We start from the raw sequence: 24473 nt of genomic DNA, 5'->3' as shown, positions 1-24473 counted from the left end.
ATTCGACGCAGCGATCTCTTGTCGGACGACACATTGAGGACGATCGTGCTAATTGCCGGGTTCCCCGCCGGGGCCTGGGGGACCAACTGTTACGTGGTCGCCCCCGCCGCAGGCGAGGAGTGCGTGATCATCGACCCGGGCCACCAGGCCACCGCGGGAGTCGAAGAGACGCTCCGGAAGCATCGGCTCAAGCCGGTCGCCGTCATCCTCACCCATGGCCACATCGACCATGTCGCCTCGGTGGTCCCGGTGTGCGGAGCGCACGACGTACCCGCGTGGATCCACCCCGCCGACCGGTACATGATGAGCGACCCGGAGAAGGCGCTCGGCCGCTCCATCGGCATGCCGCTGATGGGCGAGCTGACCGTGGGGGAGCCGGACGACCTCAGGGAGCTCAACGACGGCGCGGAGCTGAAGCTCGCGGGACTCGACCTCACCGTCTCGCACGCGCCCGGCCATACCAAGGGGTCGGTGACCTTCAAGATGCCCGAGTCCGGCGATGTTCCGCCGGTGTTCTTCTCGGGCGACCTGTTGTTCGCCGGCTCCGTCGGACGCTCGGACCTGCCTGGCGGCGACCACGCCGAGCTGCTCGGTTCGCTGGCCAGGGTGTGCCTGCCGCTCAGCGACCCGACCGTGGTGCTGTCCGGCCACGGCGCCCAGACGACCATCGGCCACGAGCGCGCCACCAACCCGTACCTGCGGCAGGTGGCGGCCGGCCGGGGAGCGGCTCCCGCTCCACGACGAGGAATGTGACGAGAGATTCCGTGAGCACTTTTCAGGCCCCCAAGGGCACGTACGACCTGCTTCCGCCGGACTCCGCGACGTACCTCGCGGTCCGTGAGGCCATCGCGGCGCCGCTGGAGAACTCCGGCTACGGCTATGTCGAGACGCCCGGCTTCGAGAACGTCGAGCTGTTCTCGCGCGGTGTCGGGGAGTCCACCGACATTGTCTCCAAGGAGATGTACGCCTTCGAGACCAAGGGCGGCGACAAGCTGGCCCTGCGCCCCGAGGGCACCGCCTCCGTGCTGCGGGCGGCGCTTGAGGCCAACCTGCACAAGGCGGGCAGCCTCCCGGTCAAGCTCTGGTACTCCGGCTCGTACTACCGCTACGAGCGCCCGCAGAAGGGCCGCTACCGCCACTTCTCCCAGGTCGGCGCCGAGGCGATCGGTATGGAGGACCCGGCGCTGGACGCCGAGCTGATCATCCTGGCCGACCAGGCGTACCGCGCGCTCGGCCTGCGCGAGTTCCGCATCCTGCTGAACTCGCTGGGCGACAAGGAGTGCCGCCCCGTCTACCGGGACGTGCTCCAGGGCTTCCTGCGCGGTCTCGACCTGGACGAGGAGACCCGCCGTCGCATCGAGATCAACCCGCTGCGGGTCCTCGACGACAAGCGCGCCGACGTCCAGAAGCAGCTGGTGGGCGCGCCGCTGCTGCGCGACTATCTGTGCGACGCGTGCAAGGCGTACCACGAGGAGGTCCGCGAGCTGCTGACGGCCGCGGGCGTCGTGTACGAGGACGACGAGAAGCTGGTGCGCGGCCTCGACTACTACACGCGCACGACCTTCGAGTTTGTGCACGACGGCCTCGGTTCGCAGTCCGCCGTGGGCGGCGGCGGCCGCTACGATGGCCTGTCCGAGATGATCGGTGGCCCCGCGCTGCCGTCCGTCGGCTGGGCACTGGGCGTGGACCGCACCGTGCTGGCGCTGGAGGCCGAGGGCATCACCCTCGAACTCCCCGCCACCACCAGCGTGTTCGCGGTGCCGCTGGGCGAGGAGGCCCGCCGGGTCCTGTTCGGCGTGGTGACGCGGCTGCGCCGGGAAGGCGTGGCTACGGACTTCTCGTACGGTGGCCGGGGCCTCAAGGGGGCCATGAAAACGGCGAACCGCAGCGGTGCGCGGTACACGATCGTGGCTGGTGAGCGCGACCTGGCTGAAGGAGTCGCTCAGCTCAAGGACATGGAGTCCGGCGAGCAGGAAGCGGTAGCCCTCGACACGATCGTCGAAACTCTGCGCTCGCGGCTCGCGTAAAATAGTGGGCCGGACGGCACCCGGCGTCCGGCCCGAGCCTGCTTCCGCGGGGAGCACGCTCCGGAACCACTCGCGCTGTTCATCGCCGCGGGATCACTCCCACACTGCGGGGAGTTGTGCATGGAGCACCGTGTGAAACGGTGTGTCGGACGGCGTGTTAGGGCCCACCAGACGTCAACTTCACCGCAGCGCTCACCCCTTACGGGCGCCACCGTCGCCCATGGCGCCCTTGTTGGCGGATGCCCAGGTCCAAGCTGTTTCCGTGGGCCATGCGCGCGGCCCCGGGCCCGTCCTTATGTCCATCGAACAGCGGAAACGGGTGCTGGTGCGGCACAATGACCCTGCCCGGCAGCCCCTGAGCGATGGAACGGCGATATGACGACTGCAGTGGTAGACGACGTGTCCTCCGACCGTGAAGGAGCGAGGGGCGCGGTCGGCAGCGGTCGCGCGTTGGCCCTGCTGCTGGTGATCACCGGGGCGGCCGGACTGCTGGCCTCCTGGGTCATCACGATCGACAAGATCAAGCTCATTGAGGATCCGACCTTCACACCGGGCTGCAGCCTCAACCCTGTGGTGGCCTGCGGCAACATCATGAAGAGCGAGCAGGCCGAGGCCTTCGGGTTCCCCAACCCGATGCTCGGCCTCGTGGCGTACGCGATGGTCGTCTGCATCGGCGTGGGACTGCTGGCCGGCGCGCGCTACCGGAGCTGGTTCTGGCTCGGGCTGAACGCGGGCACCGTATTCGGCGTCGGGTTCTGCACCTGGCTCCAGTACCAGTCGCTGTACAACATCAACTCGCTCTGCCTCTGGTGCTGCCTGGCCTGGGTCGCCACCATCGTGATGTTCTGCTACGTCACTACGCACAACATCAAGCACCGGTTCATCCCGGCCCCCGAGGGTCTGCGGAAGGGTCTGCTGGAGTTTCACTGGGTGCCTCCCGTGCTGTGGATCGGCGTCATCGGGATGCTGATCCTGACGCGCTGGTGGGACTTCTGGACCAGCTGACCAGCTGATCCGAAGGCGTTGTCAGTGGGCTGACATAGGCTTCATGCGTGGAGCCCGACCTATTCACCGCAGCCGCGGAAGACCGTCAGTTGAAGGATCCGTCCAGCAGTCCGCTGGCTGTACGGATGCGTCCGCGCACCCTCGACGAGGTGGTCGGCCAGCAGCATCTGCTGAAGCCGGGATCGCCGCTGCGCCGCCTGGTCGACGAGGGCGGCGGCGGCCCCGCGGGCCCCTCGTCCGTGCTCCTCTGGGGCCCGCCCGGCATCGGCAAGACGACGCTGGCGTACGTCGTCAGCCAGGCCACCCAGAAGCGCTTCGTCGAGCTCTCCGCGATCACCGCCGGGGTCAAGGAAGTCCGGACCGTCATCGACAGCGCCCGGCGCGCCTCGGGCGGTTACGGCAAGGAGACCGTCCTCTTCCTTGACGAGATCCACCGCTTCAGCAAGGCCCAGCAGGACTCGCTGCTGCCCGCCGTCGAGAACCGCTGGGTCACGCTCATCGCAGCGACCACCGAGAATCCATACTTCTCGATCATCTCGCCGCTGCTCTCCCGGTCCCTGCTGCTCACGCTGGAGTCGCTGACCGACGACGACCTGAGCGCCCTGATACACCGGGCGCTCACCGAGGACCGGGGCCTGGGCGGCGCCGTCACCCTGGCCGAGGACGCCGAGGCGCATCTGCTGCGGATCTCGGGCGGCGATGCCAGGCGCGCGCTCACCGCCCTGGAGGCCGCAGCGGGGGCGGCGATCTCCAAGAGCGACCAGGAGATCACCCTCGAAACGGTCGAGGAGACCGTCGACCGCGCGGCGGTGAAGTACGACCGGGACGGGGACCAGCACTACGACGTGGCGAGCGCGCTCATCAAGTCCATCCGCGGCTCCGACGTCGACGCGGCGCTGCACTACCTGGCCCGGATGATCGAAGCGGGGGAGGACCCCCGGTTCATCGCCCGGCGGCTGATGATTTCGGCCAGCGAGGACATCGGCCTCGCCGACCCGACGGCGCTGCCGACGGCCGTGGCCGCCGCCCAGGCCGTGGCCATGATCGGCTTCCCGGAGGCCGCTCTCACCCTGAGCCACGCCACCATCGCGCTGGCCCTCGCGCCCAAGTCCAACGCCGCGACCATGGCGATCTCAGCCGCCCAGGACGACGTACGCAAGGGACTCGCGGGCCCGGTCCCCGCGCATCTGCGCGACGGTCACTACAAGGGCGCGGCCAAGCTCGGCCACGCGCAGGGCTATGTGTACCCGCACGATGTGCCGGGCGCCATCGCCGCCCAGCAGTACGCACCGGACGCCGTGCACGGCAAGCAGTACTACACCCCCACGCGTTACGGCGCGGAGGCGCGTTACGCCGATGTGGTCGACAAGGTGCGCGAGCGGCTGCGCGGGGACGGCTCGTAGCGACACCCGCCCCGGACCGTCGAGGCCGGTACGGTCGTGGGCGCGCCGGAAGTGACGTTCGTGACCTGCCCGAAGTGAGCCGCCCGGGATCCGGCCCGCTCAGCCGGTGAGCCGGATCCCGGGCGGGCGGGTCTGCGCGCGCGGCTCCTCAGTGCGCCGCCGCGTCGAAGAGCTGATGCATGGCCCGGCGCAGCTCGATGATGTCTGCCACCGGCTCCCGGAAGTCGAACCGCGCGTCGAAGATCCGCCCGCCGGCCGCCTGGAAGCGCACCCGCAGCCCGAACCGGTCCAGTGCCACCGGCACCGCGCTCTGCCAGTCCGCGTCCGCCCCTTCGTCCACCAGGTCGCCCAGCTCGCGCACCTGGTCGCTGTGCGCCGTGTGCAGATGCTGGAGGAGGTCGGCCTCGTGCGCCACCAGGGGATCCGCGGTCGCCGAGGCGAAATCCTCGGGCTCCACGGAGCCGGTGCCCCACAGGTCGTCCACGCAGGCCTCGCCGACTTCGAGCCGCAGCAGCATGCGGCCGGGGTCGGCGATCCCGCGCACCGCGGTGAGCCAGCCGGTGACCCAGGCGCGGCCACGGATACGGTTGGGCACCGAGACCGGCGCGACATCGGTGATCTCCAGCACCGCGGTCAGCTCGTCGTCCTGGGCGTGCGTGGCGGCGCGTACGGCCGGTGAGTCAGCGGGGAAGAGCAGGAACACCTCACCGTCGGGTCCCACGCTCCGTTCCACGGGTGTCAGCTGCTCCGGACGTGCTCCCTCAAGCCCCGGGATGAGGAGCACCGCGGAGGAGGTACTCTGTACGAGAGTTCGTGTGCGTTCGGCTGCTGACGGCATCCGTGCGATTTCAAGTCCGCTGGGACGCGGCTGACCACGATCTGATCGGACCTCCGTCGCGTCGATGCCCTGAGCGTCGGCCTTCTTCGTGTTGTCCGTGATGTGACTGGTGTTCCCCGGGCGAGACATACGATCTCCTTGAGTAAGGTGAGCCTAACCTAACCTACAACGGAGGTCCGGAGAACGTGCCTAACCAGTCGCGTCCCAAGGTCAAGAAGTCACGTGCGCTCGGTATCGCACTGACGCCGAAGGCTGTCAAGTACTTCGAAGCCCGCCCGTACCCGCCGGGCGAGCACGGCCGTGGGCGCAAGCAGAACTCGGACTACAAGGTTCGTCTGCTCGAAAAGCAGCGTCTGCGCGCCCAGTACGACATCAGCGAGAAGCAGATGGCCCGCGCGTACGACCGCGCCAAGAAGGCCGAAGGCAAGACGGGCGAGGCGCTGGTCGTCGAGCTTGAGCGCCGCCTCGACGCGCTGATCCTTCGTTCGGGCATCGCCCGCACGATCTACCAGGCCCGCCAGATGGTCGTTCACGGCCACATCGAGGTCAACGGTGGCAAGGTCGACAAGCCGTCGTTCCGCGTCCGTCCCGACGACGTCGTGATGGTCCGCGAGCGCAGCCGCGAGAAGCACCCCTTCCAGGTTGCCCGCGAGGGTGGTTACGACACCGACGGTGAGACGCCGCGCTACCTCCAGGTGAACCTGAAGGCCCTGGCCTTCCGCCTGGACCGCGACCCGAACCGCAAGGAAATCCCGGTCATCTGTGACGAGCAGCTCGTCGTCGAGTACTACGCCCGCTGATCAGGCGTACGTAGCTCAGGCGTAAGCGGCTCGGTCAGAGCGCCTCAGCCCGTCGTCTCCTCGCTCCTCACCGGGCGGGAGGCGGCGGGTTCGCGCGTGTGCGGGGCGTTTTCCCTGGGTGGAGGCACCGCACGCGACCGCAGAGCCGCCGGGCGGACCGGTCCGGCCAGCGCCCTGGCGACCGCCGTGTCCATGGCGAGCTCGGCGCCCTCGCGCCTGAGCTTCTCGTAGGTGCCGTCGCGGAGGCGCTCGCGGGCCTGCTGCTCGCACAGCGTGTGCGGCTCGCTGAAGTACGCCGAGCCGAACAGGGGCAGTCCCACCGACGGCCAGATCCGCTCGGCCGCCCCCTGCAGCACGGCCGCCTCTGCCGGATCGTCCTGGTCCAGAGTCACCAGCGCCAGCAGCTCCAGCGCGAGCACCAGGCCGAGCAGGTCGTGGAAGGTGCGGTCGATGGCGAGGCACTCCACGAGCAGCTCCCGGGCCCGTTCCGGGCGGCCGTGGGTCCGCGCCACGTAGGCCAGCGCGTACGCGAGAGTCCAGCGTTCCCCGTGGTCCTCGCAGACCTCGGTGACCTCCTCGCAGATCAGTACGGCCTGCGCCAGATCGCCGCGGAACGCCACCGCCATGGCCAACTCCACCTGCCCCATCAGCACATTGCTGTTGAGCTCGCCGATCTCCCGGTAGCGCACCAGCGCCTCCCGCAGCAGCTCCTCGGCGCGCGGCATGTCGTCGGACACCAGCGCCAGACACCCCGACCTGTGCACGGCGTACGCCGTCGCGGCCGCGTTGCCGGACAGTTCGGCGCCGTCGCGGCACTCCTGGAGCGCGGCGAGCGCCCCGATCACGTCCCCCTGCAGCACGGTCACATGGCCGAGCACCCACAGCGCCTTCAGCTGGTACGCCTCGTGCTCGGTCTCCGCCTCCAACGCGTGGTCCAGCCAGTGTCGGCCCTCCGCCAGGCGACCGCAGCCGACCCAGTAGAACCACAGCGTGCCCGCGAGATACTGGCCCAGGTGCGCCTCCAGCGGGCTGTCCAGCGAGTACTCCATCGCCTTGCGGAGATTGGGCAGTTCGCTGTCGACGCGCGCCGCCACCTCGGCCTGACGGGGGCTGAACCAGTCCAGTTCGCACCAGGTCGCCAGCCCCAGATACCAGTCGCGGTGTCTGCGTGACAGCCGCGCCGAGTCGCCCGTCGCCGTCAGCCAGTCGCCGCCGTACTCCCTGACGGTGTCCAGCATCCGGTAGCGGACACCGGACGCGGAGTCCTCGCGGGTCACGACGGACTGCGCGAGCAGCTCATCGAGTACGTCGAGTACATCGGCGCCCGGCAGTTCGGGGCCGCCGCACACGTACTCGGCGGCCTCCAGGTCGAACTGCCCCGCGAACACCGAGAGGCGCGCCCACAGCAACCGCTGCTCGGGCGTGCACAGTTCATGGCTCCAGCCGATGGCCGTACGCAGCGTCTGGTGGCGGGGGAGCGCGCCCCTGGCGCCGCCGGTCAGCAGCCGGAAACGGTCGTCGAGCCGGTCCAGCACCTGCTCGACGGACAGGGCGCGGAGCCGGCCGGCGGCCAGTTCCAGAGCGAGGGGAATTCCGTCGAGGCGCCGGCACAGCTCCTCGACGGTGGCGCCATTGTCGTCCGTCAGCCGGAAGGCGGGCTGCCAGCCGATGGCCCGGTCGGTGAAGAGCGCCACCGCGTCGGGCGAGGGCATGGGCGCCAGTTCGAAGGCCTGCTCTCCGTCGATGGCCAGCGGCATCCGCCCGGTGGCCAGCACACGCAGCCCCGGCGTCCGTCGCAGCAGCTCCCTGACCAGGTCGGCGCAGGCGTCGACGAGGTGCTCGAACCCGTCGAGCACCAGCAGGAATTCACGCCCGGCGAGATGTTCGAGGAGCACGCCGCGCGGCGGCCTGCTGGTGTGGTCGGTCAGCCCGAGCGCCTCGACGACCGCGTGCTCAAGCAGTTCGGGATCGGGGAGAGTCGACAGCTCGGCGAGCCACACCCCGTCGGCGTACCGTTCCTGCAGAACGTCCGCCGCGCGCAGCGCGAAGCGTGTCTTACCGACGCCACCGACCCCGGTCACGGTGACCAGCCGGGCGTCCGTGAGCAGCCGGCCGAGTTGCGCGAGCTCCTCGTGGCGCCCCACAAATCGATTCAGCTCCGTCGGTAGATTGCCGTGAGCGGCGGACCGGGCCCCGGGGCGAGAAGAGCGTCGCATAGAACACGGAGCGTACTGACGTGTAAGCACTCCGTGCAATCGTCCTGGACAACTCCCGCTGCACGCCCGCGTAATGCGGTACGGGCGGTGAGCCCCGGCGCGATAGGCTCGCAGGACGACTTTTTTCACGCAAAGGGAGCGGTGCAAAGTGTCCGGTGGAGAGGTGGCCGGGATCCTGGTGGCCGTCTTCTGGGCGATTCTGGTCTCCTTCCTCGCCGTGGTGCTGGTGAGGCTGGCCCAGACGCTCAGGGCGACGACCAAGCTGATGGCGGACGTGACCGAGCAGGCAGTCCCGCTGCTCGCCGACGCCTCCGCGACCGTGCGCTCCGCGCAGACCCAGCTCGACCGGGTCGACGCCATCGCCACGGACGTCCAGGAAGTCACCTCCAACGCTTCGGCGCTCTCCACCACCGTCGCGTCCACCTTCGGCGGCCCGCTGGTCAAGGTCGCGGCCTTCGGGTACGGCGTACGCCGGGCCATCGGCCGCAGCAAGGACATGCCGGCCCAACCGTCCCGGCGTGCCGTCATCGTCGGCCGGGCAGTGCCGTCCGACCGACGCAGGAAGCGGAAGGGCTGAAGCCGCAATGTTCCGCCGTACGTTCTGGTTCACCGCGGGCGCCGCAGCCGGTGTGTGGGCCACCACCAAGGTCAACCGCAAGATCAAGCAGCTGACGCCGGAGAGCCTCGCGGCGCAGGCCGCCGACAAGGCGGTCGAGGCAGGTCACCGGCTCAAGGACTTCGCGCTCGACGTCCGGGCGGGCATGGCGCAGCGCGAGAGCGAGCTGGGCGAGGCGTTCGGCCTGCAGATACAGAACGACCCCGAACTTCCCGCGCAGCGACGCATCGCTGCCATCGAGCACCCCAAGCATTCGTACAACCGGAATGAGGATCACTAATGGAGTCGGCTGAAATCCGCCGTCGCTGGCTGCGCTTCTACGAGGAACGCGGTCACACCGTCGTCCCTTCGGCGTCGCTCATTGCGGACGACCCGACTCTGCTGCTGGTCAACGCGGGCATGGTGCCCTTCAAGCCGTACTTTCTCGGCGAGGTCAAGCCGCCCGGCCCGCGCGTCACCAGCGTGCAGAAGTGCGTGCGTACGCCGGACATCGAAGAGGTCGGCAAGACCACCCGGCACGGCACGTTCTTCCAGATGTGCGGCAACTTCTCCTTCGGGAACTACTTCAAGGAAGGCGCCATCAAGTTCGCCTGGGAGCTGCTGACCAGCTCCGTCGCGGACGGTGGCTACGGCCTGGACCCCGAGCGCCTGTGGATCACGGTCTACCTGGACGACGACGAGGCCGAGCAGATCTGGCGCGAGGTGGTCGGCGTGCCCGCCGAGCGCATCCAGCGCCTGGGCAAGAAGGACAACTTCTGGTCCATGGGCGTGCCAGGACCGTGCGGCCCGTGCTCCGAGATCAACTACGACCGGGGCCCGGACTTCGGCGTCGAGGGCGGCCCCGCCGTCAACGACGAGCGCTACGTGGAGATCTGGAACCTGGTCTTCATGCAGTACGAGCGCGGCGCCGGCGAGGGCAAGGACGACTTCCCGATCCTCGGCGACCTGCCGTCCAAGAACATCGACACCGGTCTCGGCCTCGAACGCCTGGCGATGATCCTCCAGGACGTGCAGAACCTGTACGAGATCGACACCTCGCAGGTCGTCATCGACAAGGCCACCGAGCTGACCGGCGTGCGGTACGGCGCCGAACACGCCTCGGATGTCTCCCTGCGCGTCGTCACCGACCACATCCGTACGTCGGTGATGCTCATCGGCGACGGCGTCACCCCCGGCAACGAGGGCCGCGGCTATGTGCTGCGCCGCATCATGCGCCGCGCCATCCGCAACATGCGCCTCCTCGGCGCCAACGGGCCGGTCGTCGCCGAGCTCGTCGACACGGTCATCAAGACCATGGGCGAGCAGTACCCGGAGCTGCTCACCGAGCGCAAGCGCATCGAGACCGTGGCGCTGGCCGAGGAGGCCGCCTTCGTCAAGACGCTGAAGGCCGGCACCAACATCCTCGACAACGCCGTCACCGAGACCAAGGCCTCGGGGGCGCAGGTCCTCGCCGGTGAGAAGGCCTTCCTGCTCCACGACACCTGGGGCTTCCCGATCGACCTCACCCTGGAGATGGCTGCCGAGCAGGGGCTGTCCGTGGACGAGGACGGTTTCCGCCGTCTGATGAAGGACCAGCGGGAGCGCGCCAAGGCCGACGCCAGGTCCAAGAAGACCGGCCACGCCGACCTCTCCGCCTATCGCCAGGTCGCCGACGTCTCGGGCACCACCGAGTTCACCGGGTACGCCAACACCGAGGGTGAGTCCACCGTCGTGGGCCTGCTCGTCGACGGTGTGCCCTCGCCGGCCGCCACCGAGGGCGACGAGGTCGAGATCGTCCTCGACCGCACCCCGTTCTACGCCGAGGGCGGCGGCCAACAGGCCGACCAGGGCCGCATCAGGCTCGACTCCGGCGCGATCGTGGTCGTGCGCGACGTACAGCAGCCGGTCGCCGGCATCAGCGTCCACAAGGGAACCGTGCAGGTCGGCGAGGTGACGGTGGGCGCTTCCGCGCACGCCGCCATCGACCTGACGCGCCGCAGGGCCATCGCCCGCGCCCACAGCGCCACGCACCTCACGCACCAGGCGCTGCGCGACGCTCTCGGCCCGACGGCCGCCCAGGCCGGCTCCGAGAACTCGCCCGGCCGGTTCCGCTTCGACTTCGGCTCGCCCGCCGCTGTGCCCGGCGCCGTCCTCACCGACGTCGAGCAGAAGATCAACGAGGTGCTCTCCCGGGAGCTGGACGTCACCGCCGAGGTGATGTCCATGGAGCAGGCCAAGAAGCAGGGCGCCATCGCCGAGTTCGGTGAGAAGTACGGCGACCGCGTGCGCGTGGTCACCATCGGTGACTTCTCCAAGGAGCTGTGCGGCGGTACGCACGTCAACAACACCGCCCAGCTGGGACTGGTGAAGCTGCTCGGCGAGTCTTCGATCGGCTCGGGCGTACGGCGTGTCGAGGCCCTGGTCGGTGTCGACGCGTACAACTTCCTGGCCAGGGAACACACCGTCGTCGCCCAGCTCCAGGAGCTGGTCAAGGGCCGTCCCGAGGAGCTTCCCGAGAAGATCGCCGGGATGCTCGCCAAGCTCAAGGACGCCGAGAAGGAAATCGAGAAGTTCCGCGGCGACAAGGTCCTGCAGGCCGCCGCCGGTCTGGTCTCCGGTGCCAAGGACGTGCACGGCGTCGCCCTGGTCACCGGCCAGGTGCCCGACGGCACCTCCGCCGACGACCTGCGCAAGCTGGTCCTCGACGTCCGTGGCCGCATCCAGGGGGACCGCGCCGCCGTGGTCGCGCTGTTCACCACCGTCAGCGGGCGCCCGCTGACGGTCATCGCCACCAACGAGGCCGCCCGCGAGCGCGGTCTGAAGGCCGGCGAGCTGGTCCGTACGGCCGCCAAGACCCTCGGGGGTGGTGGCGGCGGCAAGCCGGACGTCGCCCAGGGCGGCGGTCAGAACGTGGAGGCCATCGGGGACGCCGTGGCCGCCGTCGAGCGCGCCGTCGCCGAAGCGGCCTGACCCGCCGTGCGCAGAGGCCGTCGCCTTGCGATCGACGTCGGGGAAGCCCGGATCGGGGTCGCCTCGTGCGACCCCGACGGGGTCCTCGCCACGCCGGTGGAGACCGTGCCGGGACGTGACGTCCCGGCCGCCCACCGGCGCCTGAAGCAGCTCGTCGACGAGTACGAACCCATCGAGGTCGTCGTCGGCCTCCCTCGCTCCCTCAGCGGGGGCGAGGGGCCGGCCGCGGCCAAGGTGCGGATCTTCGCCCAGGAAATAGCGCGCGGCATCGCGCCCGTCCCGGTGCGACTGGTCGACGAGAGGATGACCACAGTGACGGCCAGTCAGGGGCTGCGCGCTTCGGGCGTGAAGTCCAAGAAAGGCCGGTCGATTATCGACCAAGCGGCCGCAATTGTCATCCTTCAGAACGCGCTTGAGGCCGAACGGGGCTCAGGTAGAGCCCCAGGCGAGGGCGTCGAAGTGGTTGTCTGATCGCGATACGGTAACGTTCCGCGCGATGCGGCGGTGTTCGAACAGCTGCCGCACAAAGAAGAGGCGGAACCGGTTGCCGTGCCCCACGCGCGATGCAGCCGACGCCTCGCGGCTCTATGGGGTTTGATGACTGACTATGGCCGTGGCACAGGTCGTGAACCGTGGCATCCCGATGACCCGTTGTACGGGGACCCGGGGTGGGACGGGCAGCAGGCCGCGCACGGCCAGGGTTCCTACGGCGGCCAGCGGCAGCAGCCCCAGCAGCCGTACTACGACGGGCAGCAGCAGCAGCCGCCGCAGCAGCCCTACTACGACGGGCAGCAGCCGCATCAGCCTCCGTACGACGGGCGGCAGCACCAGCAGCAACCGCACCAGCAACAACAGCCGCAGCAGCCCGGGTACCCGGACCAGCAGCAGTACAACAACGCCGGCTGGGACACGGGCCAGCAGCAGGGCGCCGTACCGTACGACGTGAATCCGGCCGACCCGTACGGCGGACAGCAGCCCGGCTACGGCGGCGAGAGCCCCGACTACTACGGCACGCCCGAGGCGTACCCCCCGCCGCAGCCGCCCGGTCAGCGCCACAGCGCACCGGACGAGAACGCGGAGTGGGACGGCGGGCCCGAGGCCGGGGCTCCCGAGGAGCACCCCTTCTTCACCGGCGCCGACGACCGCGACGACGACGGTGAGCAGGACGACGATCCGGACGAGAACGGCCGGGGGCGCGGCGGCGACCGCCGGGGCAAGACCAAAAAGAAGAAGAAGAGCCGCACCGGCTGTGCCTGCCTGGTCCTGTCACTGGTGATGGCCGGCGGTGTGGGCGGGGTCGCCTACTTCGGCTACGAGTTCTGGCAGGACCGCTTCGGCGAGCCGGCCGACTTCGTGGGCGCCGGCACGGGCTCGGTCGAGATCACGGTTCCCAAGGGTGCGGGCACGGGCCAGATCGGCTCGGTCCTGGAGAAGGAAGGCGTGGTCAAGAGCGCCGGAGCCTTCGTATCGGTGGCGGCAGGAAACCCCAAGGCCCAGGGAATTCAGCCCGGCGTCTACCCGCTGAAAAAAGAGATGTCAGCCAAGGCAGCTCTCGAAGTGATGATCAATCCGTCGAACCTGAACGCCCTGATCATCAGCGAAGGCTGGCGGAACGTAAAGATCTACGCCGAGATCGACAAGCGGTTGAAGCTCAAGGACGGGACGACCCGGGACGTCGCGAGAAGCGAGTCCAAGAATCTCGGACTGCCCGGCTGGGCGAATGACAATACGAAGATCAAGGACCCGCTGGAGGGATTCCTCTATCCGGCGCGGTACGACGTGGGCCGAAAGTCGACCCCCAAGTCCGTACTCAAGGAAATGGTCTCCCGGGCCAGCGGTCAGTACGCGAGCCAGGACCTCGAAGCGCAGGCCAACCGGCTGGGTCTCGACTCCCCGTTGCAGCTCGTCACGGTCGCCAGCCTCGTGCAGGCCGAGGGCAAGACGCACGACGACTTCCGCAAAATGGCCGAAGTCGTCTACAACCGCCTCAAGCCCGACAATGACCAGACGAACCAGAAGCTCCAGTTCGACTCGGCCTTCAATTACCTCAGGGGCCAGAGCAACATCAAGATCAGCGAGTCCGAGATCAACAGCAACCCGGACCCGTACAACACCTATTTCCACAAGGGCCTTACCCCCGGCCCCATCGGAAACCCGGGCTCCGATGCGATGGCCGCCGCCCTGAACCCGACGAAGGACGGCTGGCTGTATTTCGTGGCGACCGACGGTGAGAACAAGACGGAATTCGCCAAGACCATCGCCGAATTCAATAAGCTGAAGGACAAGTTCAATGAAAGCCAGGGAATCGGCTGAGGCGCGCCGGGCTGCCGTTCTCGGGTCGCCCATCGCCCACTCGCTCTCACCCGTGCTGCACCGCGCCGCCTATCAGGAGCTCGGTCTCGCCCACTGGTCGTACGACCGCTTCGAGGTGGACGAGGCCGCGCTCACCGGCTTCGTGGAGGGGCTCGACGCCTCCTGGGCGGGGCTGTCGCTGACCATGCCGCTCAAGCGCGCGATCATCCCGCTGCTCGACTCGGTCAGCGACACGGCGGCCTCGGTCGAGGCGGTCAACACCGTCGTGTTCACCGAGGACGGCCGCCGCACCGGCGACAACACCGACATCCCCGGGATGCTCGCCGCACTGCGTGAGCGGGGCGTGCACCAGGTCGAGTCCGCCGCCGTCCTGGGCGCCGGCGCCACCGCGTCCTCGGCGCTCGCCGCGCTCTCCCACATCTGCACGGGCCCGGTCACCGCGTACGTCCGCAGCGCGGCCCGCGCGAACGAGATGCGGCAGTGGGGGGAGCGGCTCGGGGTACGGGTGCGTATCGCGGACTGGGCGGAGGCGGACCTGGCGCTGAGCGCGCCGCTGGTCGTGGCGACCACCCCGGCCGGCGCCACCGACGACCTCGCGAAGGCCGTCCCCGACCACCCGGGCACGCTCTTCGACGTCCTGTACAACCCCTGGCCGACCGCTCTGGCCGGTGCCTGGTCGGCGCGCGGCGGCGCGGTCGTAGGCGGTCTCGACCTCCTGGTGCACCAGGCGGTCCTCCAGGTGAAGCAGATGACCGGACACACCGCGGCGCCGCTCGCTGTGATGCGGAAAGCTGGGGAACAGGCGCTCGCCGCCGGTTAGAAGAAGAGCTCACGCACGTAACGGGGGACAACATCATGAGCACCATCGAAACAGGGCTGCCACAAGCCTCGGGCATCGGCAAGGTCATCGACGGCCTCTTCACCTTCGCACCCGACTGGGTCCAGATGGCGGTGCTCGCGCTGGTCGTGGTCGGTTTCGTGGCCGTCTGGTCGGTGAAGATCAAGCGGAAGATCGAATACCGGCGTGCGGTGCGCTCCGGGCGGCCCATCCACGCCGCCGCCCAGTACGGCCAGGGACGCGGCGCCGACTACCTCGGCTCGTACGCGCCCAGGGACGGCGACCGGGCCTGACGGTCGTCCGACTGCTGGACCTGGGGCCGGGCGCGATGCTCGTTCGTGGGAGGATCGGGGATGGCGGGCCAGGGCCGCGCACCCGGTCGCGCCGTAGCAGTTCGGGCGCGAGCATGAGGAGCATCGTTGAGCAGGTTGCGCTGGCTGACCGCGGGGGAGTCCCACGGCCCCGCACTCGTCGCGACGCTGGAGGGCCTTCCCTCCGGCGTACCCATCACCACGGACATGGTGGCGGACGCGCTGGCCCGGCGGCGGCTCGGCTATGGCCGCGGTGCCCGCATGAAGTTCGAGAAGGACGAAGTCACCTTCCTCGGCGGCGTACGGCACGGCCTGACCATGGGCGGTCCCGTCGCGATCATGGTGGGCAACACCGAGTGGCCCAAGTGGGAGCAGGTCATGTCGGCCGACCCGGTCGACCCCGACGAGCTGGCCAAGCTCGCCCGTAACGCCCCGCTGACCCGCCCGCGCCCCGGCCACGCCGACCTCGCGGGCATGCAGAAGTACGCACTCGACGAGGCCCGCCCGGTCCTGGAGCGCGCCAGCGCCCGGGAGACCGCGGCCCGCGTCGCGCTGGGCACGGTCGCCCGCTCGTACCTCAAGCAGACGACCGGCATCGAGATCGTGTCGCACGTCGTGGAGCTGGCCGGGGCCAAGGCGCCGTACGGCGTCGTCCCGGTGCCCGGCGACGAGGCGAAGCTCGACGCGGACCCGGTGCGCTGCCTGGACGCGGCCGCCAGCGAGGCGATGGTCGCCGAGATCGACCAGGCCCACAAGGACGGCGACACTCTGGGCGGCGTCGTCGAGGTCCTCGCGTACAACGTGCCGGTGGGCCTCGGCTCGTTCGTGCACTGGGACCGGCGCCTGGACGCCCGGCTGGCCGCCGCCCTCATGGGCATCCAGGCCATCAAGGGCGTCGAGGTCGGCGACGGCTTCGGCCTCGCCCGGGTGCCCGGCTCCCAGGCGCACGACGAGATCGTCCCGACCAAGGACGGCGTGCGGCGCACGTCCGGCCGGGCCGGCGGCACCGAGGGCGGCATGTCCACCGGTGAACTGCTGCGTGTCCGGGCCGCGATGAAGCCCATTGCGACCGTGCCGCGCGCCCTGGCCACCATCGACACCGCCACCGGTGAGGTGGCCGCTGCCCACCACCAGCGCTCCGACGTGTGCGCCGTGCCCGCCGCCGGGATCGTCGCCGAGGCCATGGTCGCGCTGGTACTCGCGGACGCGGTCGGTGAGAAGTTCGGCGGCGACAGCGTCGGCGAGACCCGCCGAAACGTACAGGGCTACCTCGACACCCTGGTCGTACGGTGACCGGGCCGCAGGTCGTCCTGGTCGGCCCCATGGGGGTCGGCAAGTCCACGGTCGGCGAGCTGCTCGCCGAGCGGCTCGGCTGTGCGTACCGGGACACCGACGCGGACATCGTCGAGGCCGAGGGCCGGTCGATCTCGGAGATCTTCGTCGAAGCGGGCGAACCGTACTTCCGTGATCTGGAGCGCGAGGCGGTGCGTGCGGCGCTCGCCGAGCACACCGGCGTACTCTCCCTGGGCGGCGGCGCGGTCCTCGACGAGGGCACCCGCGCGGCCCTGGCCGGACAGCCCGTCGTCTATCTCTCCATGAACGTGGGCGAGGCACTCAAGCGCGTCGGGCTCAACACCGCGCGGCCGTTGCTGGCCGTCAACCCGCGCCAGCAGTGGAAGCTCCTGATGGAGGCGCGCCGCCCTCTCTACACCGAGGTCGCCGGAGCCGTCGTCGCCACCGACGACCGCACCCCCGAAGAGGTCGCCCAGGCGGTCCTCGACGCACTGGAATTGAAGGAAGCATGACGGAGCAGGCAGCACCCACCCGTATCCAGGTCGGCGGCAGCGAGGGCGCGGAGCCGTACGAGGTGCTGGTCGGACGGCAGCTCCTCGGGGAGCTCCCCGGGCTGATCGGCGAGCGCGCCAAGCGGGTGGCCGTCCTGCACCCGGAGGCGCTCGCCGGCACCGGTGAGGCGATCCGTGAGGACCTCGCGAGCCAGGGCTACGAGGTCATCGCGATCCAGCTGCCGAACGCAGAGGAGTCCAAGACCGTCGAGGTCGCGGCGTACTGCTGGAAGGCGCTCGGCCAGACCAACTTCACCCGCACCGACGTCATCGTCGGCGTCGGCGGCGGCGCCACCACCGATGTGGCGGGCTTCGTCGCGGCGACCTGGCTGCGCGGGGTGCGCTGGGTCGCCGTACCGACGACCGTGCTGGGCATGGTCGACGCGGCGGTCGGCGGCAAGACCGGCATCAACACCGCCGAGGGCAAGAACCTCGTCGGCGCCTTCCACCCGCCGGTCGGTGTGCTGTGCGACCTGGTGGCGCTGGACTCGCTGCCGGTCAACGACTACATCAGCGGTCTCGCCGAGGTCATCAAGGCGGGCTTCATCGCCGACCCGGTGATCCTCGAACTGATCGAGGAGGACCCGGTGGGGGCCCGTTCGCCCGACGGGCGGCACGCCGCCGAGCTGATCGAGCGCGCCATCCGGGTCAAGGCCGATGTGGTCTCCAGCGACCTCAAGGAATCGGGTCTGCGCGAGATCCTCAACTACGGGCACACCCTCGCGCACGCCATCGAGAAGAACGAGCGCTACAACTGGCGGCACGGCGCCGCGGTGTCCATCGGTATGGTCTTCGCCGCCGAACTGGGCCGTCTCGCGGGCCGCCTCGACGACGCGACCGCCGACCGGCACAGCGCGGTCCTGGAGTCGGTCGGGCTGCCGCTCACCTACCGCGGCGACCAGTGGCCCAAGCTCCTAGAGACCATGAAGGTCGACAAGAAGTCCCGCGGCAATCTGCTGCGCTTCATCGTCCTCGACGGTCTCGCCAAGCCGACGGTCCTTGAGGGCCCGGACCCGGCGGTGCTGCTGGCTGCCTACGGCGAGGTGTCCAAGTGACGGCGGCGACGCGGCGGGTGCTGGTACTCAACGGGCCCAACCTCGGCAGGCTCGGCTCCCGCGAGCCCGATGTCTACGGGGCGACCTCCTACAGCGGACTCGTCGAGGAGTGCGGGCGGCTCGGCAAGCAGCTCGGCTTCGACGTCGATGTCCGCGAGACCAACGACGAGGGCGAGCTGATCCGCTGGCTGCACGAGGCCGCGGACGGTTCGATTCCGGTCGTTCTCAACCCGGGTGCTTTCACGCACTACTCGTACGCAATGCGGGACGCGGCCGCCCAGCGCACCGCGCCGCTCATCGAGGTGCACATTTCGAATCCGTACGCACGCGAGGAATTCCGCCACACCTCGGTGGTCGCGGCCGTCGCCAGCGGCACGATCGCGGGCTTCGGCATCGGTTCCTACCGCCTGGCCCTGCGCGCCCTCGCCGACGAACTCGACGGCTGACAGGGCACTTAGGACCCTCCCCGGCCGTTCACAGTGCGGCGGCCGGGGAGGGTACCGTTCGGTAGGCCCTGACCGCCCTGGCCCAGCACGAGTCGCCTGTACGAGACGGAGTGGCACCGGATGCAGCACGCTATGGGGGCTCCGCTGCCACCGCCCCACGAGCCCGGCGCCGCGTGGGCGCAGGGCGCCCCGCACCCCGCCGGGCCCCCGGCACCCCACGGGCCCCCGCAGGCCCCTCCAGGGCCCGCTCCGGCGCCCGGCTGGGCCTCACCCGCCCCGCAGCACGGTCCGCAGCCTGCGTCCCGCGACACCACGGGGCACATACAGCTGCCGCCCGGCGGCCCCGTTCCCGTGCCCGCGCCGCCACCCGCCGCGGCGCCCGCCAACACCGGCAGCACGACGCTGGCCGTGCTGCTCATCGGCCCGGCCGGTGCGGGCAAGACGACCGTCGCCAAGTACTGGGCACAGCACCGCAGGGTGCCGACCGCGCACATCAGCCTCGACGACGTACGCGAATGGGTCTGCTCGGGCTTCGCCGACCCGCAGTCCGGCTGGAACGACCACTCCGAGGCCCAGTACCGCCTCGCCCGCCGCACCTGCGGCTTCGCCGCCCGCAACTTCCTGGCCAACGGCATCTCGTGCATCGTCGACGACGCAGTCTTCCCTGACCGGCCCGTCGTCGGGCTCGGCGGCTGGAAGCGCCATGTCGGACCCGGGCTGCTGCCCGTGGTGATCCTTCCCGGCCTGGAGATCGTGCTGGAGCGCAACGCCCAGCGCGGCGGCAACCGCCGGCTCTCCGACGAGGAAGTAGCCCGCATCCACGGCCGGATGGCCGGCTGGTACGGCTCGGGGCTGCCGATCATCGACAACTCCAAGTACGACGTGCCGACCACGGCCCGGGTACTGGACGAGGTACTGGCCCGATCCATCGCCAGCCCGCCCAGCTGGTAGCCGCCGTACGGCCCAGGCGAGGGTGGCCGCGCTCCCCCGGCGCGGCGGCCGGGGCGCGGCGGCCCCGCCGCCCGGTCGGACGCGCTGAACCGGCCGGGTCGCGCAAGCGCTCGTACGCTCGTGGCATGTCAGAGGTGTATGCGGTTCGCCGCGGACGGCTGCGGGACCGGTGTGCCGCAGCCGGCAGCGCCGCCGCACTCGTCTCCAGTCCCGCCAATGTCCGCTATCTCGCCGGCGGAGCGCCGCCCGGCGCCGTGCTGCTGCTCGGTCCCGGCGAGGGCGAGGACGTCCTGCTCTGCCCCCGTACGTCGGTGGTCGACCCCGCGGACGGCCGCCCCGACGAGCTGCTGCGGGTCACGGTCCTGCCGATGCCCGGAGGCGACACCGTCGTAGCGGCGGCCGATCTCGTCGCGGCGTCCGGCGCGCGGTCCCTCGCCGTCGAGGAGCACCACCTCACCGTCACCCGGCACCGGGCGCTCGGCTCGGTCGCGCCGCAGCTGCGCCTGCACGATCTCGCGGGCGCCGTCGAGCAGCTGCGGATCGTCAAGGGCGAGGAGGAGATCGCGAGCCTGCGGACCGCGGCCGAGATCACCGACCAGGCCCTCGGCGAGCTGCTCGAATCGATTCTCGTCGGGCGCACCGAGCGCCATCTCGCCCTGGAGCTGGAGCGTCGGCTGGTCGACCACGGCGCCGACGGCCCCGCCTTCGCGACCTCGGTGGCCACCGGGCCGAATTCGGGGCAGGGCAGACACCGGCCGTCGGACAGGCGGGTCGAGGAAGGAGATTTCCTCTCCGTCTGCCTCGGCGCCAACTATCGCGGCTACCGCTGCGAGATCGGCCGTACCTTCGTCATCGGCTCCACGCCCGCGGACTGGCAGATCGAGCTGTACGACCTCGTATTCGCCGCTCAGCGGGCGGGCCGGGAGGCTCTGGCACCCGGCGTCGCCTACCGCGAAGTGGACCGTGCGGCCCGCCAGGTACTGGACGCGGCGGGCTACGGAGAGAACGTCCCGGCACGGACCGGACACGGTGTGGGGCTCGAAATCGAGGAGGACCCGGAGCTGGCACCTGCGGCCATGGGTAAACTGGACGCTTGTGTGCCGGTCACCGTCGAACCGGGGGTCCACCTCCCGGGCCGGGGCGGTGTCCGGATCGATGACACGCTCGTCGTCCGCCCAGAGGCGGACGGCGGACCCGAGCTACTCACCATCACGACCAAGGAGCTGCTAGCGCTGTAGCCGTGTGCCGCAGCGTGCACCCTAGGTCCCACCAGCCTTCAGTCCAGGAGATTCCGCAACCGTGGCTTCCACGAACGACCTCAAGAACGGCCTGGTGCTCAAGCTCGACGGAGGCCAGCTCTGGTCCGTCGTCGAGTTCCAGCACGTCAAGCCCGGCAAGGGCCCTGCCTTTGTGCGCACCAAGCTCAAGAACGTGCTCTCCGGCAAGGTCGTCGACAAGACCTTCAACGCCGGCGTGAAGGTCGAGACGGCCAGCATCGACAAGCGCGACATGCAGTTTTCGTTCAAGGACGGCGACAACTTCGTCTTCATGGACATGGACACGTACGACCAGATCTACGTCGATCCCAAGGTTGTCGGCGACGCCAAGAACTTCCTGCTTGAGGGCTTCGAGGCCAGCGTCGCGATGTACGAGGGCAGCCCCCTCTACATCGAGCTCCCCGCCGCCGTTGAGCTGGTCATCAAGTACACCGAGCCCGGCGTCCAGGGCGACCGCTCCACCGGCGGCTCCAAGCCGGCCGAGCTGGAGACGGGCCACGAGATCGGTGTTCCGCTCTTCATCACCACCGGTGAGAAGATCAAGGTCGACACCCGTACGGGCGACTACCTCGGCCGGGTGAACAGCTAACCGTGGCTGCCCGGAACAAGGCGCGCAAGCGCGCCTTCCAGATCCTTTTCGAGGCCGACCAGCGCGGTGAGTCCGTGCAGACGGTCCTCGCGGACTGGATTCGGCATGCCAGGACCGACGACCGGCAGCCGCCGGTGACCGAATACACGATGTCGCTCGTCGAGGGGTACGCGGAACACGCGGACCGTATCGAGGAGCTCATCGGGACCTATGCCGTCGACTGGGCGATCGACCGGATGCCGGTCGTCGACCGGAACCTCCTGCGGCTCGGCGCCTTCGAGCTGGTGTGGGTGGACGAGACGCCCGACGCGGTGGTGATCGACGAGGTGGTACAGCTCGCCAAGGAGTTCTCCACCGACGACTCCCCGTCCTTCGTGAACGGCATGATGAGCCGTTTCAAGGACCTCAAGCCGAACCTGCGCCGCGAGAACCGCGAATAGTTCCCGCCAGGGGTACGGCCGAAAAGGGCCTGCGGCGCGCTGAGAGCGTGCCGCAGGCCCTTTTCATGGCTTCTGCGTGCCCCGGGGGTTCCATCGCGCTCACGTCTCGCCTACGGGCCTTGTGGGGCGATGCACGAACGCCGGGGTCGGCAGAGGCGAAAAGCCTCTGCCGACCCCGGCGTTACGTTTCTGCTGGGTCCGCTCAGACGTCGTCGTGAGCGACCGCACGGCGTGCGTCGGAGTCCAGCACGCCCCAGCTGATGAGCTGCTCGGTCAGGACCGAGGGCGATTGGTCGTAGATCACGGCGAGGGTGCGCAGATCGTCCTGGCGGATCGACAGCACCTTGCCGTTGTAGTCGCCGCGCTGCGACTGGATCGTGGCGGCGTACCGCTGGAGCGGGCCGGCCTTCTCCGCCGGGACGTGCGCGAGACGCTCCAGGTCGAGCCGGAGCTTGGGCGGCGGCTCGGCTGCGCCGCCGGGCGTCGTACCGGGCAGGAGCTCCTGCACGGGGACCCCGTAGAAGTCCGCCAGCTCGGCGAGGCGCTGCACGGTTACGGCGCGGTCGCCGCGCTCGTACGACCCGACTACGACGGCCTTCCAACGGCCCTGGGACTTCTCCTCGACACCGTGGAGGGAAAGGCCCTGCTGGGTGCGGATGGCGCGGAGCTTGGCCCCGAGCTGTTTGGCGTATTCGCTGGACATATGGCTCCCCGGACGAAGACTGGTAACTCACTGTGAGGTTACGCAGCGTTACTTGGATGCGTCAAGCCGAATGGTCCGGACCGGTTGTTTCCGGGGGCCCCGAGGGGGGCGCGGAAACGCCCTGGTACTGTGGATGACGCAATTTCGACGTCCTTTAAGATCCGTCCTGTGAGGCGGAGAAGGGGGTCCGTTTCTAATGGACGCAAAGAATTCCGATGAGGCACGCCCTGTCCTTGAGGGCCCCGACATCGCGCGGGTACTGACCCGCATCGCCCACGAGATCGTCGAGCGCGCCAAGGGCGCCGACGACGTGGTGCTCCTCGGCATTCCCACCCGCGGTGTCTTCCTGGCCCGCAGGCTCGCCGCCAAGCTCGAAGAGATCACCGGCCGGAAAGTGCCGGTGGGCTCCCTCGACATCACCATGTACCGCGACGATCTGCGCAGGGGCCCCGCACGCGCCCTCGCGCGTACGGAAATCCCCGATGAGGGCATCGAGGACCGGCTCGTCGTCCTCGTCGACGACGTGCTCTTCTCCGGCCGTACGATCCGGGCCGCGCTCGACGCGCTGGGCGACATGGGCCGCCCCCGCGCCGTACAGCTCGCGGTCCTCGTCGACCGCGGTCACCGCGAACTGCCCATTCGGGCCGACTACGTCGGCAAGAACCTCCCCACGTCGTTGCGGGAGACGGTCAAGGTCCAGCTCGCCGAGGAGGACGGCCGCGACGCCGTGCTGCTCGGTCTGAAGCAGACCGCTCCGGCCGGCGAGCAGTAGCGCTTTCCCGTACGGGCCCGAGCACCGGGTCCGTACCCTGCTGCGCCCTGCCCGCCTTCACTTCAGCGCCCCTCCACGACTCACGGAGCACCAGATGAAGCGCCACCTCATCTCGGCCGCCGACCTCACCCGCGACGACGCCGTCCTGATCCTCGACACCGCCGAGGAGATGGCCCGGGTAGCGGACCGGCCGATCAAGAAGCTGCCGACGCTGCGCGGACGTACCGTCGTCAATCTCTTCTTCGAGGACTCGACCCGCACCCGCATCTCCTTCGAGGCCGCCGCCAAGCGCCTCTCCGCCGATGTCATCAACTTCTCCGCCAAGGGCTCGTCCGTCTCCAAGGGCGAGTCGCTGAAGGACACCGCGCTGACGCTGGAGGCGATGGGCGCGGACGCTGTCGTCATCCGGCACGGCGCCTCCGGCGCCCCCTACCGCCTCGCCACCTCCGGCTGGATCGACGGCGCGGTCGTCAACGCGGGCGACGGCACCCACGAGCACCCCACGCAGGCGTTGCTCGACGCCTTCACGATGCGCCGCCGGCTCGTCGGCGCCGACGCGGGGATAGGGCGTGACCTGGGCGGCCGCCGCATCACGATCGTCGGCGACATCCTGCACAGCCGCGTCGCCCGCTCCAACGTCCTGCTGCTGCACACCCTCGGCGCCGAGGTGACGCTCGTCGCGCCGCCCACCCTGGTGCCCATCGGCGTCGAGAACTGGCCCTGCGAGGTCGGCTACGACCTCGACAAGGTGCTGCCGAAGTCCGACGCGGTCATGATGCTGCGTGTGCAGCGCGAGCGGATGAACGCCGCCTTCTTCCCCACCGAGCGCGAGTACTCGCGCCGCTACGGCCTGGACGGCGACCGGATGGCGCGGATGCCCGAGCACGCCATCGTGATGCACCCCGGCCCGATGAACCGCGGCATGGAGATCACCGCACAGGTCGCGGACTCCGACCGCTGCACGGCCGTCGAGCAGGTCGCCAACGGAGTCAGCACCCGGATGGCCGTCCTCTATCTGCTTCTGGGCGGCAATGAGCCCGCCATCTCGACCAACGCCCGCACCGAGGAGAACAAGTAACC

General features: G+C 69.7%; 25 protein-coding genes. 22 read left to right on the top strand and 3 right to left on the bottom strand.

Annotation, left to right across the window (positions count from 1 at the left end):
- Nucleotides 1-45: 45 nt before the first annotated feature.
- From ABCR94_RS20110 to ABCR94_RS20095, 4 genes are all read left to right on the top strand, one after another.
- The gene (locus tag ABCR94_RS20110) at nt 46-753 is read left to right on the top strand and encodes an MBL fold metallo-hydrolase (protein WP_347120919.1); all 708 of its coding nucleotides are present in this window, start codon (nt 46-48) and stop codon (nt 751-753) included.
- A gap of 11 nt (nt 754-764) precedes the next feature.
- Nucleotides 765-2027: a histidine--tRNA ligase gene (hisS, locus tag ABCR94_RS20105; protein WP_347120917.1), complete on the top strand. Its 1263-nt coding sequence runs from the start codon at nt 765-767 to the stop codon at nt 2025-2027.
- A 375-nt stretch (nt 2028-2402) separates the two neighbouring features.
- A complete protein-coding gene (locus ABCR94_RS20100; RefSeq protein ID WP_347120916.1) occupies nt 2403-3032 on the top strand; it encodes a vitamin K epoxide reductase family protein in 630 nt (209 codons plus the stop codon).
- Nucleotides 3033-3079: 47 nt separating this feature from the next.
- The gene (locus ABCR94_RS20095) at nt 3080-4435 is read left to right on the top strand and encodes a replication-associated recombination protein A (protein WP_347120915.1); all 1356 of its coding nucleotides are present in this window, start codon (nt 3080-3082) and stop codon (nt 4433-4435) included.
- Between the two features lie 148 nt (nt 4436-4583).
- On the opposite strand, the gene ABCR94_RS20090 is transcribed toward ABCR94_RS20095, so the two are convergent.
- Entirely contained in the window at nt 4584-5273 is a 690-nt protein-coding gene (locus ABCR94_RS20090) for a DUF2470 domain-containing protein (RefSeq protein WP_347121362.1), read from the bottom strand.
- 185 nt (nt 5274-5458) lie between these two features.
- On the opposite strand from ABCR94_RS20090, the gene rpsD reads away from it, so the two are divergent.
- On the top strand, nt 5459-6073 hold the full coding sequence (gene rpsD, locus ABCR94_RS20085; RefSeq protein WP_283520647.1) for a 30S ribosomal protein S4: 615 nt from the start codon (nt 5459-5461) through the stop codon (nt 6071-6073).
- Nucleotides 6074-6117: 44 nt separating this feature from the next.
- Here rpsD and ABCR94_RS20080 read toward each other — a convergent pair whose 3' ends face one another.
- Nucleotides 6118-8289, bottom strand: coding sequence for an ATP-binding protein (locus ABCR94_RS20080; protein ID WP_347120914.1), 2172 nt, complete (start codon nt 8287-8289; stop codon nt 6118-6120).
- 148 nt (nt 8290-8437) lie between these two features.
- On the opposite strand from ABCR94_RS20080, the gene ABCR94_RS20075 reads away from it, so the two are divergent.
- The 15 genes from ABCR94_RS20075 (at nt 8438) to nusB (ending at nt 21918) form a co-directional block, all read left to right on the top strand.
- On the top strand, nt 8438-8866 hold the full coding sequence (locus ABCR94_RS20075; protein ID WP_347120912.1) for a DUF948 domain-containing protein: 429 nt from the start codon (nt 8438-8440) through the stop codon (nt 8864-8866).
- A gap of 7 nt (nt 8867-8873) precedes the next feature.
- On the top strand, nt 8874-9185 hold the full coding sequence (locus ABCR94_RS20070) for a DUF6167 family protein (protein WP_347120910.1): 312 nt from the start codon (nt 8874-8876) through the stop codon (nt 9183-9185).
- Nucleotides 9185-11854, top strand: coding sequence for an alanine--tRNA ligase (alaS, locus tag ABCR94_RS20065; RefSeq protein ID WP_347120909.1), 2670 nt, complete (start codon nt 9185-9187; stop codon nt 11852-11854). The genes ABCR94_RS20070 and alaS overlap by 1 nt, the downstream gene beginning before the upstream one ends.
- A 6-nt stretch (nt 11855-11860) precedes the next feature.
- Nucleotides 11861-12325 carry a Holliday junction resolvase RuvX gene (gene ruvX, locus ABCR94_RS20060; protein ID WP_347120908.1) on the top strand — a complete coding sequence of 155 codons (465 nt, stop codon included), beginning with the start codon at nt 11861-11863 and terminating at the stop codon, nt 12323-12325.
- 126 nt (nt 12326-12451) lie between these two features.
- Nucleotides 12452-14167, top strand: a complete 1716-nt coding sequence (mltG, locus tag ABCR94_RS20055) for an endolytic transglycosylase MltG (RefSeq protein ID WP_347120907.1) — start codon at nt 12452-12454, stop codon at nt 14165-14167.
- Entirely contained in the window at nt 14145-14987 is an 843-nt protein-coding gene (locus tag ABCR94_RS20050) for a shikimate dehydrogenase (RefSeq protein WP_347120906.1), read from the top strand. Before mltG ends, ABCR94_RS20050 begins: the two co-directional genes overlap by 23 nt.
- Nucleotides 14988-15022: 35 nt before the next feature.
- A complete protein-coding gene (locus ABCR94_RS20045) occupies nt 15023-15298 on the top strand; it encodes a hypothetical protein (protein ID WP_347120905.1) in 276 nt (91 codons plus the stop codon).
- A gap of 126 nt (nt 15299-15424) precedes the next feature.
- Nucleotides 15425-16609, top strand: a complete 1185-nt coding sequence (gene aroC / locus ABCR94_RS20040) for a chorismate synthase (protein WP_347120904.1) — start codon at nt 15425-15427, stop codon at nt 16607-16609.
- Nucleotides 16606-17121 (top strand): shikimate kinase, encoded by a 516-nt coding sequence (locus tag ABCR94_RS20035; RefSeq protein ID WP_347120903.1) that lies wholly within the window; start codon nt 16606-16608, stop codon nt 17119-17121. Before aroC ends, ABCR94_RS20035 begins: the two co-directional genes overlap by 4 nt.
- Nucleotides 17118-18215 carry a 3-dehydroquinate synthase gene (aroB, locus tag ABCR94_RS20030; protein WP_347120902.1) on the top strand — a complete coding sequence of 366 codons (1098 nt, stop codon included), beginning with the start codon at nt 17118-17120 and terminating at the stop codon, nt 18213-18215. The genes ABCR94_RS20035 and aroB overlap by 4 nt, the downstream gene beginning before the upstream one ends.
- Complete coding sequence (gene aroQ / locus ABCR94_RS20025; protein WP_347120901.1) at nt 18212-18661, top strand: type II 3-dehydroquinate dehydratase; 450 nt, start codon at nt 18212-18214, stop codon at nt 18659-18661. Before aroB ends, aroQ begins: the two co-directional genes overlap by 4 nt.
- Nucleotides 18662-18781: 120 nt before the next feature.
- Nucleotides 18782-19612, top strand: coding sequence for a Pro-rich N-terminal domain-containing protein (locus ABCR94_RS20020; RefSeq protein WP_347120899.1), 831 nt, complete (start codon nt 18782-18784; stop codon nt 19610-19612).
- A 125-nt stretch (nt 19613-19737) separates the two neighbouring features.
- Complete coding sequence (locus tag ABCR94_RS20015; RefSeq protein WP_347120897.1) at nt 19738-20850, top strand: M24 family metallopeptidase; 1113 nt, start codon at nt 19738-19740, stop codon at nt 20848-20850.
- A 61-nt stretch (nt 20851-20911) separates the two neighbouring features.
- Nucleotides 20912-21478, top strand: coding sequence for an elongation factor P (gene efp / locus ABCR94_RS20010; protein ID WP_347120895.1), 567 nt, complete (start codon nt 20912-20914; stop codon nt 21476-21478).
- Between the two features lie 2 nt (nt 21479-21480).
- Complete coding sequence (gene nusB / locus ABCR94_RS20005; RefSeq protein ID WP_347120894.1) at nt 21481-21918, top strand: transcription antitermination factor NusB; 438 nt, start codon at nt 21481-21483, stop codon at nt 21916-21918.
- A 202-nt stretch (nt 21919-22120) separates the two neighbouring features.
- Here nusB and bldD read toward each other — a convergent pair whose 3' ends face one another.
- A complete protein-coding gene (gene bldD, locus ABCR94_RS20000) occupies nt 22121-22621 on the bottom strand; it encodes a transcriptional regulator BldD (RefSeq protein ID WP_283520629.1) in 501 nt (166 codons plus the stop codon).
- 196 nt (nt 22622-22817) lie between these two features.
- Between bldD and pyrR the strand changes: the two genes are divergently transcribed.
- Together pyrR and ABCR94_RS19990 are read left to right on the top strand one after the other, a co-directional pair.
- The gene (pyrR, locus tag ABCR94_RS19995) at nt 22818-23393 is read left to right on the top strand and encodes a bifunctional pyr operon transcriptional regulator/uracil phosphoribosyltransferase PyrR (protein WP_347120893.1); all 576 of its coding nucleotides are present in this window, start codon (nt 22818-22820) and stop codon (nt 23391-23393) included.
- A gap of 94 nt (nt 23394-23487) precedes the next feature.
- Nucleotides 23488-24471 (top strand): aspartate carbamoyltransferase catalytic subunit, encoded by a 984-nt coding sequence (locus ABCR94_RS19990; RefSeq protein WP_347120891.1) that lies wholly within the window; start codon nt 23488-23490, stop codon nt 24469-24471.
- Nucleotides 24472-24473: the final 2 nt, after the last annotated feature.

It is taken from the genome of Streptomyces changchenzhani (assembly GCF_039766235.1).
Taxonomy (GTDB): Bacteria; Actinomycetota; Actinomycetes; order Streptomycetales; family Streptomycetaceae; genus Streptomyces.
This window is presented reverse-complemented; position numbering and strand designations above follow the sequence as displayed.

Excerpts from the sequence above, each read along its gene's own strand:
- ABCR94_RS20100 (WP_347120916.1), top strand. The coding sequence starts at position 2,403 with ATGACGACTGCAGTGGTAGACGACGTGTCCTCCGACCGTGAAGGAGCG.
- ABCR94_RS20090 (WP_347121362.1), bottom strand. The coding sequence starts at position 5,273 with ATGCCGTCAGCAGCCGAACGCACACGAACTCTCGTACAGAGTACCTCC.
- ABCR94_RS20080 (WP_347120914.1), bottom strand. The coding sequence starts at position 8,289 with ATGCGACGCTCTTCTCGCCCCGGGGCCCGGTCCGCCGCTCACGGCAAT.
- ABCR94_RS20070 (WP_347120910.1), top strand. The coding sequence starts at position 8,874 with ATGTTCCGCCGTACGTTCTGGTTCACCGCGGGCGCCGCAGCCGGTGTG.
- alaS (WP_347120909.1), top strand. The coding sequence starts at position 9,185 with ATGGAGTCGGCTGAAATCCGCCGTCGCTGGCTGCGCTTCTACGAGGAA.
- mltG (WP_347120907.1), top strand. The coding sequence starts at position 12,452 with ATGACTGACTATGGCCGTGGCACAGGTCGTGAACCGTGGCATCCCGAT.
- ABCR94_RS20050 (WP_347120906.1), top strand. The coding sequence starts at position 14,145 with ATGAAAGCCAGGGAATCGGCTGAGGCGCGCCGGGCTGCCGTTCTCGGG.
- ABCR94_RS20045 (WP_347120905.1), top strand. The coding sequence starts at position 15,023 with ATGAGCACCATCGAAACAGGGCTGCCACAAGCCTCGGGCATCGGCAAG.
- aroB (WP_347120902.1), top strand. The coding sequence starts at position 17,118 with ATGACGGAGCAGGCAGCACCCACCCGTATCCAGGTCGGCGGCAGCGAG.
- ABCR94_RS20020 (WP_347120899.1), top strand. The coding sequence starts at position 18,782 with ATGCAGCACGCTATGGGGGCTCCGCTGCCACCGCCCCACGAGCCCGGC.
- ABCR94_RS20015 (WP_347120897.1), top strand. The coding sequence starts at position 19,738 with ATGTCAGAGGTGTATGCGGTTCGCCGCGGACGGCTGCGGGACCGGTGT.
- bldD (WP_283520629.1), bottom strand. The coding sequence starts at position 22,621 with ATGTCCAGCGAATACGCCAAACAGCTCGGGGCCAAGCTCCGCGCCATC.
- pyrR (WP_347120893.1), top strand. The coding sequence starts at position 22,818 with ATGGACGCAAAGAATTCCGATGAGGCACGCCCTGTCCTTGAGGGCCCC.
- ABCR94_RS19990 (WP_347120891.1), top strand. The coding sequence starts at position 23,488 with ATGAAGCGCCACCTCATCTCGGCCGCCGACCTCACCCGCGACGACGCC.